This is a genomic window from Candidatus Jordarchaeum sp. (assembly GCF_052745115.1).
The window spans coordinates 1-15028 of the sequence record NZ_JBRAKS010000059.1 but is presented as its reverse complement, the minus strand read 5'-3'; the positions used below and the strand labels follow the sequence as shown (position 1 = coordinate 15028).

General features: G+C 39.6%; 10 protein-coding genes. 7 read left to right on the top strand and 3 right to left on the bottom strand.

Annotated features, from left to right (window positions below; translation table 11 throughout):
- The first annotated feature begins 131 nt into the window (after nt 1-131).
- The 6 genes from ACUVXA_RS06175 (at nt 132) to ACUVXA_RS06150 (ending at nt 9898) form a co-directional block, all read left to right on the top strand.
- Nucleotides 132-1682, top strand: coding sequence for an acyl-CoA dehydrogenase family protein (locus ACUVXA_RS06175; protein WP_445870372.1), 1551 nt, complete (start codon nt 132-134; stop codon nt 1680-1682).
- 320 nt (nt 1683-2002) lie between these two features.
- Nucleotides 2003-3289 (top strand): phenylacetate--CoA ligase family protein, encoded by a 1287-nt coding sequence (locus ACUVXA_RS06170; RefSeq protein ID WP_445870371.1) that lies wholly within the window; start codon nt 2003-2005, stop codon nt 3287-3289.
- A gap of 77 nt (nt 3290-3366) precedes the next feature.
- Nucleotides 3367-3747: an SCP2 sterol-binding domain-containing protein gene (locus ACUVXA_RS06165; protein WP_445870370.1), complete on the top strand. Its 381-nt coding sequence runs from the start codon at nt 3367-3369 to the stop codon at nt 3745-3747.
- Nucleotides 3748-4259: 512 nt separating this feature from the next.
- On the top strand, nt 4260-5522 hold the full coding sequence (locus ACUVXA_RS06160; protein WP_445870369.1) for a hypothetical protein: 1263 nt from the start codon (nt 4260-4262) through the stop codon (nt 5520-5522).
- A 10-nt stretch (nt 5523-5532) separates the two neighbouring features.
- Nucleotides 5533-6315 carry a hypothetical protein gene (locus ACUVXA_RS06155; RefSeq protein WP_445870368.1) on the top strand — a complete coding sequence of 261 codons (783 nt, stop codon included), beginning with the start codon at nt 5533-5535 and terminating at the stop codon, nt 6313-6315.
- A gap of 16 nt (nt 6316-6331) precedes the next feature.
- Entirely contained in the window at nt 6332-9898 is a 3567-nt protein-coding gene (locus ACUVXA_RS06150) for a carboxylate-amine ligase (protein ID WP_445870367.1), read from the top strand.
- A gap of 52 nt (nt 9899-9950) precedes the next feature.
- On the opposite strand, the gene ACUVXA_RS06145 is transcribed toward ACUVXA_RS06150, so the two are convergent.
- From ACUVXA_RS06145 to ACUVXA_RS06135, 3 genes are all read right to left on the bottom strand, one after another.
- Nucleotides 9951-11441, bottom strand: a complete 1491-nt coding sequence (locus ACUVXA_RS06145) for a vWA domain-containing protein (protein WP_445870366.1) — start codon at nt 11439-11441, stop codon at nt 9951-9953.
- Nucleotides 11442-11582: 141 nt separating this feature from the next.
- Nucleotides 11583-13055, bottom strand: coding sequence for an amidohydrolase family protein (locus ACUVXA_RS06140; protein ID WP_445870365.1), 1473 nt, complete (start codon nt 13053-13055; stop codon nt 11583-11585).
- Nucleotides 13055-13576 carry a hypothetical protein gene (locus tag ACUVXA_RS06135; protein ID WP_445870364.1) on the bottom strand — a complete coding sequence of 174 codons (522 nt, stop codon included), beginning with the start codon at nt 13574-13576 and terminating at the stop codon, nt 13055-13057. Before ACUVXA_RS06135 ends, ACUVXA_RS06140 begins: the two co-directional genes overlap by 1 nt.
- A gap of 411 nt (nt 13577-13987) precedes the next feature.
- Between ACUVXA_RS06135 and ACUVXA_RS06130 the strand changes: the two genes are divergently transcribed.
- Entirely contained in the window at nt 13988-14818 is an 831-nt protein-coding gene (locus ACUVXA_RS06130; protein ID WP_445870363.1) for a hypothetical protein, read from the top strand.
- The last annotated feature ends 210 nt before the right edge of the window (nt 14819-15028 follow it).

The window sequence follows — 15028 nt, the reverse complement described above, 5'->3', positions numbered from 1 at the left end:
AAAACCTTCATAAGAAAACTGGAAAAATCAGCCACAAAAATCTTATTTAAGAGCGTTACTATTTTTGTCAATAGGTTTATTAGTGACCCAAAATTACTGGGAAAAAACTAACATTGAAAGGTGGTTTTGTTTTGGATAAATATCCTTGGTGGAATAAAACCCACTGTGAATTAGCGGATAAGATTGAAGAATTTGTGGATAAAAATATAGGAAGAGCCACAGAGGCCGCCTATAAAAAAGAGTTTCCCTACGACCTTATGGACAAGGTTTTAAAAGACGGTTGGCCCGCAACCATCATTCCCGAAGAGTACGGCGGAATGGGAAAAGAGGCCGGAGTCACCGGATGCTGCATCGGAATGGAAGGAATCGCCCGCCTCGGAGCAATAGCAACATCTTTCGCTACCACGATGTTCGGCGGTTGCCATCAGACCGTGCATTTTGGTAATAAGGAGCAGAAGGAGAATTGGCTTCCCAAATTTGCTCGAGGAGATATTATGGGTGCTGTTTGCATTACTGAACCATTTATTGGTAGTGATGCTGCTCATGTTGAAACAACAGCGGTTAAGGATGGAGATGAGTATATTCTCAACGGGAAGAAAAGATTCATCACTAATGCGGGTTTAGCGGATGTTTACATGATTTATGCTAAAACTAGTGATAAGCCTGCGGATATTAAGGGTTATAAGCACCTTACAGGGATACTGGTGGAAAAGGGTACGCCCGGGTTCAGTATTGAGAAGATTAACGAGTTGATTGGTTGGGATGGCGTTCGCAACGGGTATCTGAATTTTGATGATGCCAGAGTCCCCGCGGCAAACGTTCTTGCCGGCGAGGGAATGGGTTGGAACATTATGATAAGCGGTTTGAATTTTGAGAGAACGCTTGGTGCCATTGCTGGCGTTTCTGCCATTAGAGAATGTGTGAGATACGCGGCTTTCAGTATGGATAGGAGAGTTCAGTTCGGTCAGCCTACGAAAGAGTTCCAAGCTAATCAGTTGAAGGTAGCGGATATGGTTGCGAACTGGAAGATTCTTAGGTTGCTTGCCTACTATATTGCGTACCAAATAGATACGGGTGGAATGGCTCCGCTTGGCCCCTTCTTGGAATCTACTGCGGCTAAGGTTTTCATTACTGAGGCTATGAGAAAGTCGGCGCTTGACTGTATCCAGATTATGGGTGGAGACGGCCTCACACGGTTTTACCCCATTGAAGCAATTCTGAGGGATGTTAAGATTCTCGAAATTGGCGCTGGTACTAATGAGGTTTTGAGGCTTCTGTTATATAGGCAGGGTTTGCGGATTCATGCGAGTGATTTCAAGGCTCCTTGGCGTGAGATGCACCCTGAACTCCAGATGCCGATTCCATACATGGAGGTTACTCCTCTACCCGATGGTACCGAGGTTGATGAGAATACTGTGCTGGATGTTTTGGCCGATTATTGGAGGATTAATCCGGGTCTTCATTTTAGCCGTGACCAGCTTCTGGCCCGTTTGAGGACAGATGAGGAGAAGCTTGACGAGATACTCATGATGCTGGAAGAGAAGGAGCTTGTTAAAAATTACCGGGATAAGAAAGGCGTGCTGGCTCTCACCAGAGCAACATACCAAGGACTTAAAAAGGCTAAACCTAACGAATACTACCAGTACTTCCCAGATTGGGTGGACAGAAGCGAGTTTTTCTAGGAAAGAAAAGAGTTCTACAAATCCACCCTCCCTAATTTATTATGCAAATTTACTCAATACTGAATCTACTATTGATTTACCTTAATTAGAATTAGAAAACATTAATAAAAATAGTTATTGACCATCTCAAGAGATTTATTTTTACATGAAAATCTGAAAGGCTTTTCATAATTTGTCTAAGATGCAAATTTTATGTAGGTTTTTTAAAATTCTTCAAGATAAGAAAAGAGAAAATTGTTAAATATGAGTTTTAAGGGAAAGTAGTTTAGTTTAAAATGACTTAATTATTTGTTCCACAAAAATGGTGTGGAGGAAAATAAATGGCAAGCAAGTTTTATTCCAAAATTGAAACTATGCCTAGAGATGAATTGAGAAAATTTCAGGAAAAGAAAGTATTAGAAATGGTTCGTCACGCCTATGAGAAATCCCCCTACTACCACAGAAAATTCGACCAGGCAGGAATTAAACCAGCAGACATCAAGTCACTGGACGACTTTTGCAAAAAAGTGCCATTTACAAGTAAACATGAATTGGTAACTAGCCAGAGAGAACAACCGCCCTACGGCGAGTTCTTAGCGGTCCCCAAAGAAAAACTGCGACTAGTATTTATCTCACCAGGACCAATATTCGAACCCTATACACAAGAAGACGTTATGACAACGAGAAAAAATATGGCTAAGGGTATAATTACTGGAGGCGCAGGGGAAGGGGATATAATACAAATAACTTTATCCTACCACTTCATGCCCGCAGGCCTATTCGCCCATATAGCGGCAGAAGAAGCAGGATTAACTATAATACCTGCAGGCACTGGGGAAACTAGAATGCAAATAGACTTCATGAAAAAACTAGGAACAACCATTTACGCAGGCACTCCCAGCTTTCTGGCCCGACTGGCAGAAGAAGCCCAGAAAATGGGTGTCGACCCTAAAAAAGACCTCAAACTAAAAATCGGCATCTGCGGAGCTGAACCACTACCGCCAGATCTTAGGAAAAAACTTCAAGACACTTTCGACATGGAATTATTTGATGCTTATGGTGTAGCAGAGCTTGGTGTTATGACTAGGGAATGTGAGTATCATAATGGGATGCATGTAAACGAGGAGTTGTATTTTCTGGAGATTATTGATCCTAACACTCTTGAGAGGGTTGAGCCTGGTGAGGAAGGTGAAATTGTGGCGACTCCTTTTGACAGAGAGGCTTTGCCCTTAATTAGGTATCGTACTGGGGATGCTTCGGTTCTCACCGAGGAAGTCTGTAAGTGCGGCCGTACCGAGGCGCGTATATTAGGTATTCGTGGTAGGGTTGATATGTTGACCAAGGTTAAAGGAGTTTTCATTCATCCCAAGCAGGCGCAGGACGTGGTGAAGCAGTATCCGGAGCTTGGAAGGCTACAAATTATTGTTGAGAGACCCGGGGATTATGATGAGATGACGGTTGTTGTAGAAGGTAAAGACCCGTCAAAGTTTAGTCAATGGGAAAGCAAACTTAAGGAAGAATTTAAACAGGCCCTACGCATTAAATCAAATGTTAAAATGGTTAAGGAAGGGGATATTCCTCCTGATGCTAGGTATCTGGAGGATCGTAGAAAGCACTATGCTAAATGAGAAGAAAGATTTAGATAGTAAATGCAATAAGATAGAAAAACGTAAAGAATAATATTAGAATTGAGAGGTGAAGCATAATGGTTGGATTTTTCACACTAGAATTTTTCAAAAATCTTGCAGGAGATCTGAATAAAAATCCGTCTTTTGAGAGCAGTATGGCAGACTTTCAGGGTAGCATGATTCTCAAAGCTACGGACAAGGGCCGCATGTTTTACTTTGAGATTAATAATGGTAAAATCGAGAATCTAAAGGAAGCTAAAGAGGGAGACAGCGCTGATTATGTTCTTGAGGGACCTTATGATGTTTGGGTGCGGATTGGTAAGGCGGAATTGATGGCTAGAGAGGCTATAATGTCAGGTCAAATAAAACTTGAGGGAAGTTTAATGACTCTGGTAAGCTATGCGGACGGATTTGGGGTTCTTTTAGGTACTATGGCTAGTTTGCCTAAGGAGTTTTAAGGGTGTCCTATCGCATATTGTGGTAGACACTCCCCCTATGTTTTTTTAATAATTTATTTTAAATTTTTAGAGCACTTTTTATTTTCAATGGTATTTATAATAATTTGATTGCGGTTTTAAGCTTGTAAAGGTTGTTTATTTTTGAGGGGGAGACACTTCTTGAGTGGATTCTAGATTTTGTATGTATTTAGCTCATGGAAATCGATCTGGCTTTTTACACCTCCTTTTTCCGAAAAAGGATCTATTTTTAGTTCTTTTCTCCCGTGATGAACGCCAATAAAATAAGAAGGCGAATTAAATCATCTTTCAGCAATGAGAGCCTTATTATCCGCCTCTTAATCACAACAGCTAAATACATACTAGATTTTTTATTTTTCCGAGTTGCTGGAATGATTTTTGCATGGGGGGAACGTTTTTTTGTGATTATTGAGATAATTTACATATATGTCTATTGAAAAGTGATTGGTGATAGCGGGTTTTGTGAGCTAACCTCTCTTCTGATGGTGGTTTTGATGAAGAGACACGCTGAAGAATTGAGACAGTGGCTTGATAAGTGGTATGGTGTCCATATTGGTACTGTAACAGGATATGTTTTTGTGGAGATGGATATTTTAGAGGAGTTTCTTGAGGTTTTGGGGAGTGAATCGGGTAAAGCTCATAGCCTATGTGTGTATAGAGGACCTCTTCTGGATCCCTTGAACTCTTTTCCCTTGGTTAAGCTTTTCAATTTACTTGTGGGAGAAGTTGTTGCGCCTCTAATTTATAGGTCTGGACTTTCATGTATTCTTATTTTGGATTTTGACATGGAGAGGTTTTGCTGTGTTTGTGATGGCAGAGAGGGTTGGGCTTGTGTTTTTAGAACAAAGGAGAAGGATACTAAAATTATTATTGCCCATATGTTTTCGCTTCTGGGTTTTGAGGAGCGTTCCTATAGGTATAGAGGGCTGACCATTTTTAGGGAAGGACTTCCAGACTGGTTGAAGAAAGGTGTGGAGAATCGGTTAATTGATTATGCCTGGGTTAGAAATGAGTTTGAGAAAGGAGATTTGCCGTCTCGTGAACTCAAGTTAATTGCTAAATCTGTTCAAAACTGGTTTGAGGATAAACCTTTTTCATCTAGTGTTTTTACCTGGTGGCTTAATAATGGTAAAGTGGGTATTTGGGGGTTAAATTATTCAAATAAGATGACATGCGTTTTTTCTGCTAGTGGTAAAGAAGCAGAGAACCGGGAATTTGCAGAAATTTTAGGAGAAATATATGATGCTTACCGTGTGGGTGTAACAGCGAAAGATGAGGAGGGGGAGGCAGAGGTGCTCATTAAAGAATCCGTAACTGAAGGGAAGGGAGAAATTAAGGGGAAAAGGCAGGCAGATTTAGTAAGTATGAAAGCTGAGACACCACTGAACACTGAAGCAGCTAATATGGAAGGGGGATCAGCAGAGATAGACGAGAAGGCTAGGCCCTTTAATCTTTTTGGTAAGAGACTAATGGAGTTAGAGGAGAGAATTAAAAATCTGGAGAGAGACATGAGCCGGGTTAAGGTTCTTGAAAGTAAGTTTGAAAACTTGGAGGGGATAATTTCTAGTCTCGGCAAAGTTGAGAGTGGAGGTTTGGAAGAAACTCTTAGATTGTTGGAGGAGAGGGCATCTGTTATAGAGGAAATGATGGAGGAGATTAGGTCCACTGTTAATGTTCTAAATGAGCAATTGGGGGAGTTTAAGAAACGTGAGATAGAGATTCTTAGATTGATCAAGGAGTTTCCCGATAATAAGTAGGTGAAAAATCTTGGAAATCGGAGATGAGGCAACTAAGGCAACTGAAAAGCTTCAAAGAGCCACCCTAGAATTCTTTGAATTATTAAAAAAATATAAAACCGCCTTGGATGAAACAGTTTCCTTGATTTCCGAGTATAAAACAGAGGTTTTTCCTATTCTGGAAAAGGTGGTTAATAGTGTATCTGTTTCAGAGCAATTGGAAGCTTTCAAAAATAGTGGCAGAATAAGCAGAGTATCCGAAACAGAAAATGTGGGGATTCCTCTCGCTATTTGTTCTACTTCTTATGGGGAGGGAGATAACAAATTATTTGGCATTATTGAGAAAATTTATGAAGAATTTGAGGACAAGAATAAACCTTTTAATTACTTCTTCTTCCCGGATTATGAGGGAAAAGTAGAGATTAGTGAGAGCTTCACAAAGATTGTTAAAATGCTCTTTGTGGAGAAGATTAACAAATCTGCAAATAAGGTAGCAATCGTCATAAATTTAAGGACCCTTCCCCAATTACCTTCGGGAGGAGGTAAAATTTTTGTCGACAAGAAGTTTAGAAGAGATTCTCATAATATTCGAGAAAAGCTTAAAGAGTTGCTTGATAAAAATATCAGTGTAGAAGACGATGAAGAGCTCTTTGGTGGGGGTAGCCTAACATACTGTTTGAAACTTATGGCAGAATCTGAAAAAATAGTAGTATCAGTTCTTGACTTAACTATCACAAAAGATATTGTTGAAATAAATAAGATTCGCGAATTAGTCCAAATTCTCTGTGAAATAGTCGAGAAAGAAATCTCCTAATAGAAGGTATTTAACCATGTCGTCTCAGAACGCCTTACAATTAATGAAAATGCCTTTCACGCACGGTATAGAGATGGAAATTCAGATCGTAAACCTTAAGGGAGTCTGGATTGACGGAGAAAAAATGGTAAGCATTATGGGTAAAATTGTCGAGGATGCAGAGACAAATCTAAAAAATATCTTAAAGAAACAGTCAGACCCTGTGACCGCCTTCGTAAATAAAAAGATTTCAAACATAAGAGTAGAACAGATAAAGAAGAGAGGCGACACCCTAGTATGCACTTACAAGCTGCCTGATGGTAAACAAATAGATGTAGAAATCCTCGGTAGAGATCCTCATATTGGTACAATCACTTGGATTTTAGAGGTAGCAACGCCTCCATGTGATACCTTTGAGGAGTTGACTTGGTGGGCGCACACTCTTGTGAAACTTTCTCATGATGCACTTCCGCCAGGTGTGAAGGTTGTTACGACAGGTTTGAATCCTCTTATGGATTTTCAGCAAGGACTCAGTTTCGGTGATCACCACCATATTGGAGTCCCCGACTCGAATCTTAGAATTTATGTTTATAACCTGCTTAGAGCTTTTTTGCCTCATTTGATTGCGTTATCTGTAAACTCTCCATTTGTGGAGGGAAAACCCACCGACATCGTTGAGATAAAGGAGGGAAGGCTGCAGGCCCCAAGATGTGTTAGGAGCGTGAGATTGGAGAAAAATATTAAGCAACTGGGGCCGGATGATGCTCAACACTATATTCCTTATCTTGAGGGTTACGATGAAAAGAAGTTTGAGAGCATAGTAGGGCGTGTTCCCGCTCGCATGTGTGATATGTTCCCCTTCACTAACTTTGGAACCGTGGAAGTACGGGTATTTGACTCTCAGATTAGTGTTATTAGAAGAATCGCCTTAGCGGTTTTAATTCAGGCACTAGCTTTGAAAGCTAAAAAAATGTTCCAAAAAGGCGAAAAAATCCCCGATATAGATTCTGATTCTCTAGTTAAGAATCGGAGATCAGCTATAAGATGGGGGTTAACGGGACCCTTCTTTAAACAAAAAGAACTAGATGGATTCATGAAAAAGCACCCAGAGTTCTCTAAGTTTTACTATCTTGAGGAACCGCATGATGGCCAGGAGCCTCTGAAAAGGATGCTGGATGCAGTTAAAAACATGCTGCTCTTTCTTAAGGAAGAATTTGAAGAAATGGGTGTGCTGCGTACAGAGTATCTCAAACCGGTTCTATTGACAGTTTATGGCGATTTAGGAGGCGGTTTTTCTCCACCACTAACTACCGCAGATTATCAGTTATTAAAATTCGTTGAGCTATCCGAGGATATGGAGCGTTTAACCCGTGAACTACAAATCATAGCTGATCAAAGCTGTGCTAATGTCTGGAGCGATCCTGTTCTCGGCACACCTAATCTGCAGGAAATAGCTCCAGCGACTGCAAGTATGGATATAAAGATTGAACCCGAAGTAGTTTTTGAGGGACAACCTGTAATCTGTAAAATATTTTTAGAAAATAAAGGTAAAAAGCCTTTGGAGAATATATTGATTGCCAGTGCGATTTATGACAGTTTGGGTGAAGAAAAACTCGGTGAAACATTTAAAGTGGAAAGATTAGAACCTGCGGAGAAAAGGGTTGGAGAATTCGAATTTAACACAGAAATCGGTATTACGCAGTACATGATGAAAACCGAACTAAAAGTCGGAAATGAAATCATGTCGATTGAAAGAAACACGATACAGGCTTATCATGTCGCATGTACTAGTAACCTCATTGCACAAGTTGATGGGGTGATAGTGACTGGCGCAACCGAAGTTCCCTATGCGGTATTTGTGGAGAACGCTACACCCCTGGATATGAATTTAACATTAAGAGTATCGATTTTAGACACCGATCAGAACGAAGAACTTTATTCAATCTCAAACGGGGAACAGCCCTGGGGTAAAAAGTTACGGCCCCTACACGCAAAAGGACAAGAATTATTCGTTGCTATGTCTGAAGAAATGGCTAAACTACAATGGGCTAAAGATGCATTAGAGGCACAGCAGGAAGGCAGTTGGAACGAAATTCCACCTTTAGTTCTACATCCTCGGATGGCGAAATCATCCTTCCTTAGTCCTCAGTGTTCCATTATGGCTCAGGTCTTAGACCAGAATGGAAAGGTTATTTCTGAAAATAGGTCTCCTACTTTCCGAGTATTCTTCCAGACACCTGAAGTTGCCCTTGAAATGATGAAAGAACCTAGCAAAACATATCATATTGGAGAGCCATTTGAAATCAGTTTCTCCGTAGATGCAACAAGAATTTCTTCCACAGACTCACTTGATGTAATCGTTAAATTAAAATCGGCAAGTACACAGAATTTTGAATTGGTTCTGAAAGAAGAAACCATAGATCCTACCAAAGTTTCGGTAATAACCACCAATTGGAAAACAACTGAGGACGCACTCAAAAATCTTCGTAGTGACATAATGAAGATTGCCGTAGAACTCTATCAGGGGGGGAGTTTACTTGAACATGAGGAGTTTCCACACAGGTTTAGACTTGTTAAGGGTCCGCCAATAGAAATCGAATGGATGGATGTTCCCAAGAGAGTTTTTGTAAATATGCCAGTTAGTGGAAAATTGAGAGTGGGAAAACTCAAAGAAGTTGAAAAACCCTTGGTCCTCAATGTAGAAGCCATCATCAATGACCAAAACCAATTAATACTTACTAAAAGCATAGACGACTTTCCATCAGAAGCAATAATTGATGTAAAACCCCTAAACATTCCTCAGGCTACCGAACACTTCTGTTTCAAGGCCACACTTATCAAAAATGGAAAACCCATCCTAGAATCCATTCATGAGGTTCCGGTAATTAATTTGGGAAGAGCGGTAGAAGTGACTTTCCAGAACATGCCGGATTACTTCACCCCAGGATCAGCTTATGATCTGATGATACAAGTAGCAAACAGAATTGATGACAAGATAGCTTTTGATCTAAATTTTGAGGGGGAAATAGAGGGGGAGAGAGTTTTCAGAGAGGATGTGCCCATACATCTTAAACCCAGGGAAACGCTATTGGCACAAATAGGGGTTAAAATACCTGCCCATATTGTAGATAAGGAGTGTGTCATAAACCTTGTTCTTAGTCAGGATGGTATAGTAGGTTGGGTGAACAAGAAGAGATTAAAAATTGAATTAGATAAGCCGAAATTCAGGGTAGGTTATAGCAGTAAACCGCCTTTAGCAGAATATGTAATGTTTCAGGGTGAAACTATGAAATTCAGTATCACTCCCATAGTTCAAAGCTTTGCTGATTACGACATTAATGCTAGAATAGTTTTCGGAATTTTTGAGAAAAATACAAAAGATGCATTAATGCAGAAAAAGATGGATACCATCCTAACCAAGGGAAAACCAGTTAGACCATTGGATCAGCCCATAATATGGGAGATAAAAAAATCAAATGATTTGCGAACATACTACCTTGGAACAATGATTTTCGATTTAGAAAATCCAGAACAACCTAAGGAAATTCCGAATAAACTAGTACTGAACTCACTAGTTGAAGTAACGATAGTTCCGGAAGCCTAAACCCTGTTAAAAATTTTTTCTCATTTTTTAGTTTGAAATTGAAAAAATATTGTTAATCTACTTCTAACCTAACTATCAAGTCCCGAGCAAGTTTCTGGTACCATTGCAATAATTGCCCCAAGTCTTCGGCTTTAAAGAATATGCCTCTACCTGCGCTTGCGATGGCTTCCATTATTCTCTCTTGTATTTCGCTTCCGATTCCCACTGTGAAAATGACAGCATCTTTTCTTTCTGCAAAATACTTGTGGGCCATTTCCACTGGTGGACCTTCTTCCCAGAAATCGGGGTAACCGTCAGATAGCAGCACTATCATCGAGGGTTTCTTTTCTTGGGGTGCTTCTTTTTCCCATAGTGAAATCATGTTAGATGCCTCTATTAGAGCTTCGGACATATTTGTATGACTGCTGGAAACTTTGTTTAATCGGTCTATTATTAGACGACCTAGTTGTGATACTCCAGACATTTTGCTTTTACCAGGATGGAAGTAGGGAAGTTTTTTACCACCAGTCATTAGGAAGGTTAACGGGTCCGCAGTTTCACTATAGGTAATTACTGCTATCTTTTCACCAAATCCTCTTCCCACCTTTTCTACCAAGTAGAGTAAGGCTGCAAAAACTGCTCCACTGGCTCGCTTTACTTTCTCTCCCTCTTTAAACTGTTCTAGAAACTCTTTAAGTTCAGGCACTTCAGCTCCTAGAGTCTTTATGGCTTCCACTGCGGGAGTGATATTTTTAACTGTCATATCTTCAGTTAACATGCTTCTTGAAACATCTATCAGTAGTATTGCGTTAAATGGGACTGCTGCTCGCCATGGTTTTATTTCATAGTCTTTGAGTTCTGAAAAATTAATTACTCCGATTTGCTTTCCGGATAAGCTAGGCTCGGTTGAAGATATATGAATATTTATTTCCTTTTGGGGCCACTTTAACACCCAATCTTTAAAAACCACTCTGTGATCTAAGAATTCCTGGAATTTTTCCTTCGCTTCAATAACGCCTTGTATAGAGTCTTCTGAAGAACCAGAGATAGCCTCAATTCCAAAGACTATTCTAACAATTTTTTGTGGTTTTCCGATAAATTTTCTTACTGTGACCTCAAAGTCCTCGTCCAATCCGCAGGCTTCGCAGAGAGAAGGCTCCATCACGATTTCTCCGATAGGCGTGTCGACGTCTGGGCGAGATAGAGCGACCCCCCAGGTTCCTGACAAGGGATCTTCGAATTCTATAACTGAGCCTTCCATAGCATTCAGGCTTTCCGCTTCACTTTCATTAATTAAAACATAGCCACTTAATCCTTCCTGAGTAGCAATCTTAAGCTTAATTCCAGGCTGTTGAGGTGCTGCTTCAAGTTCTTCTTCCGGTTTCTTTTTTACTATCTCTTCTTCAACGGCTTCTTCAATTTTTTTCTCAGGCTTCTCTTTCTCTTCTTCTAATCCTTCGACAGGCTCTTCTGCTTCTTCCTTTTTCTCAAGCTTTTCTAGCTTCTTAATCTCTTCTTCGCCAGATTCTTCCAAATCCTTTGATTCTTCATCTCTTTCCGACACTTTTGCTTTCCTCCCATTTTGAGAGGAACCCCAATTGATTTCGGGTTTCCAATAATAAGATTAGATTCAGACTTTAATTCTTTTATGGTTATAGCAACTATTCATTTATCAGATTCGGGTGATTCTAGTTTTTACCATTTGCTAGTTAGAATTCTCGGTTTTAGTTATAGATTTTATAAATTCAAACATTTTTTGAGGATCGATTTCTAGACTTTCCGGCCATAGTTTTTCGTAGAAAGATCTGCGTAAAATTGCATCGTCGTATCGAAGTATTCTATTTTTTATGGGTAAAGAGTTCATCATATTATTATCTAATCGAGCTATTGTTAACATATCTAACAAGGAAATCACTATCAGGTTTATATCTTCAAAATGTTCATTTTTCTTTCTGGATATTGTTAGCTTAAAGTCCCGGGGCCTAACCTTAAAGTTAGGGTGAGGATCTATGAAAAAATCGATACTGGAAAGTTCGTATGATTCATCACCCACCTGTACAGCGACCTCTTTTGCTAGTGTTCTTTCTGTTGACTCTGCCAAATCCATTGCCACGTTTATCTTGGCGAAATTTGTTTTGATTTCTCTTTTGAAGGGGGGAACCAGTTTCAGAAGATTAGAGCCTAGAACTCGTTGGGCATCTTCTGTACCACCTGGAAAGTCTTTACTCAGAACGTATGAAATGAATTGGACTGCGTGTGGTACATCAAAATAGTTGTAATCGGTGCCGAAAAGTATTTTCTCTGACCAGTTCCTATACCTTCCAAGATTGGGTTGTAGAATTTCTTTGGCTTCTTCAAATAATCGGGGAATTCCTGCATCATGAACTCCTGAGGTGTCGCCATAAATGTTGGGATGACTTAACACTGTGAATAATTCGTGATGCCCAAGGTGGAAACCTATGTGTGCTAAAATTACCTTAAGATTATAAACAAGCGCCTTATCTATAGACTGTAGTTCGCCTCTAGCCATCCTGGTCACTTCGTGAATATCTAACACTTGGCCAAAGCCTCGAGTGTCAAAAAGAACTGGAATGTTAAGTTTTGCCGCTTCTACTAGAATGTTTTTAACTTCTATGGAAACTATTTCACCACTCCAACCGTCGGATCGAGGATGAACTTTTAATCCTCTGAGCCCAAGCGTTTCCACCATTCTATGCAGCTCATTTACGGCAAGCTCACCCTCTGCCGGAACCACTCTTCCAAATCCTATCAATCGGAGCGAATAGGGTGCACGAGTTACCCATCGAGCAATGTTATCATTAGAACGCCAGTAGATTGCCTTTCCCTCGTCTTCATCCCTCCATTTAAACTCATCATTGAAAGGGAATACCACGGTCTGATCCACGACCCAGGTCCCATTTAAGGTGTCCTTCCATTTCTTATTATTTCGCACAATTTCATTCAGAAATCCAAGGGGACTAAATCTAAATATATGGGGCTTGTTAGAAAATAGTTTTGATAGTTGTTTGCCCACTTTAACGTAGAAATCGAAGGTTCCACCTGGTGCAACTGGGTTTCTATTACTGTGACCATCAACATCTGCCCCCAGATGGTGATGGGCGTCTACAATGTAAAAACGATGAATTTTTTTGGATTCAATTTCCTCAAATTCGAGCATCACTTCTCACCCAGAAATTTTTTCCCGATTTCACGAGATAGTCTATCAACATCTGCTTTTATTATACTCATTTCCTTGTTCCAGTTTTCAACTGGAGAAATTATAGTTACTACATTTTCCGAGATTTCGATCATGCGTTTTTCCATCATGCGATTTAACTCATTAAAATTTCGTTCAAGGTGCTGTATAGATGTTTCGAGAGAACTTTGGGCTGACAGAATAGTTTTTTGGTTTTTATTAAGATTTTCAATAGATTCTATAAGCTCAGTATTTTTTTGCTCAAATTTTTTCTTTAGATTATTTTGTTCATCGTTTAATTTTTCTGAGATATTTGTTAAGTTTGAGCCGAAATTTTTTAGGTGACTTTCAAGTTCCAAATATTTTTTCTCAACATCTTTTAGACGATTATCAAGTTCACTCAGTATCTTGATAAAAACTTGGACTAATAATTCAATTAATCCACTGGATGAATCAAACTTTTCAAGCAAATTATTTAAATTCTCAGATTTTTTACCGGGCATCACTAATCGCCTTAATTAAATGGAGAAGATGAACATGACCAATTTTGTGTTAAGAATAATCGGAGTACAAGTATCAATAAGCAGATAAACAAATTAAACATATCCCTTTCCACAATGACTTTAACAGTCAATCAAAAATACTTGTGGTTAAAAAATATTTCAATTCACAAAATTATTAATATAAAAAAATTTTTCAAATTAGTATATTTCAAATAAAACCCAAAATAGGGGCGGGTTTAAAAGTGGGTGGAAAATTTTTAAACTCCAAATTATGGTATAATCAATAGTTTACCTAATTTTAAGACTCCCGAAAAATAAAAAAACACTAAAAACTATTAAGAATCATAAAGAGAAACGTTTTAAACTAATAAAACATAATTTAACCATAAGAAAAAGCGCGAGAAAGTGATTATGATGAGCCTTTTAGTCTATGACGTTAAAGGAGACGGAGAAGTAGATAACATAGACCAACTTGACAAGAACCTTTTAACAAGCGATAGGGTACTTATTGTAATTGCAGAAAACAACAAGAAAATTTACCTTTGGAAAGGAAAAAACAGCCCGGTGCGTAAAAAATTCGTTGGAGCACGTAGGGCAGCGGCCCTCAGAACCGAATACGGATTCGCTTATAAAGTTGTAGCCATGGACGAAACAGACGAAGAAGCAGACTTTCTTGCCCTAATAGGAATGAAACCCACCGCAAAACCAAAACCAGTAATAAAAGGATCAGTAGAAGCGCCGACACCAGTAACATCATCAACAGTAGAAATAGAACCCGAACCAACACCAGAACTAAAAACAAGACCGGCATCAATACCGGAGCCGAGGATTGTGGTTAGATCAGAGCCTAAGCTTAGGGCCACCACAGCCACAATCGAGAAACCGAGTCTAAGAGAAGAGGAAATTATGGCCAAGCTCGAAAAGATCGAGGTTCCACAGGGGTTAGTTAGGGAACTGGTTATTGCCGGGCATGCGTTATATGCGATTAAGGAAAGCAAAACCAGTATTTTTGGTAAGGAGAGTGTTGAAAGGAAATTAGAGCGTGTCAATCCTCCAGAAGGAATATTTCTGGCAGAAGACTTTATTCCTAGAGTAGTTGTAGAAAACGGTGTAATTCAGGCCATTGAATTCCTTAAGGAAAGTCCAGACGTCGATATATCAGCTATCGAGCCCCTAAAAGAGGAAATGGTGTCCCATCTTCGCGATTTGGTGAGCGCATTTAGGTTGGGTAAAGAAAAATAATGAATATTTTTTAAATCCCACTTTCCGCACCCTTTACGAATATTTTGAGGTTTTTTCGTTTTTTATCAATTACTGCTTGTTTTCTTTGCTTGGATTCAAAAACCTTTCAGAAAAATTTGTCCCCGGGGAAGGCTTTCCCCGTGTTTAATTCCCCACTCCCAGTTTTTAACCTGTTGTGGTGGCCGGTTGGAGACCGCGGTTCCCCTCCTA

Excerpts from the sequence above, each read along its gene's own strand:
- ACUVXA_RS06170 (WP_445870371.1), top strand. The coding sequence starts at position 2,003 with ATGGCAAGCAAGTTTTATTCCAAAATTGAAACTATGCCTAGAGATGAA.
- ACUVXA_RS06165 (WP_445870370.1), top strand. The coding sequence starts at position 3,367 with ATGGTTGGATTTTTCACACTAGAATTTTTCAAAAATCTTGCAGGAGAT.
- ACUVXA_RS06160 (WP_445870369.1), top strand. The coding sequence starts at position 4,260 with ATGAAGAGACACGCTGAAGAATTGAGACAGTGGCTTGATAAGTGGTAT.
- ACUVXA_RS06150 (WP_445870367.1), top strand. The coding sequence starts at position 6,332 with ATGTCGTCTCAGAACGCCTTACAATTAATGAAAATGCCTTTCACGCAC.
- ACUVXA_RS06140 (WP_445870365.1), bottom strand. The coding sequence starts at position 13,055 with ATGCTCGAATTTGAGGAAATTGAATCCAAAAAAATTCATCGTTTTTAC.
- ACUVXA_RS06135 (WP_445870364.1), bottom strand. The coding sequence starts at position 13,576 with ATGCCCGGTAAAAAATCTGAGAATTTAAATAATTTGCTTGAAAAGTTT.
- ACUVXA_RS06130 (WP_445870363.1), top strand. The coding sequence starts at position 13,988 with ATGATGAGCCTTTTAGTCTATGACGTTAAAGGAGACGGAGAAGTAGAT.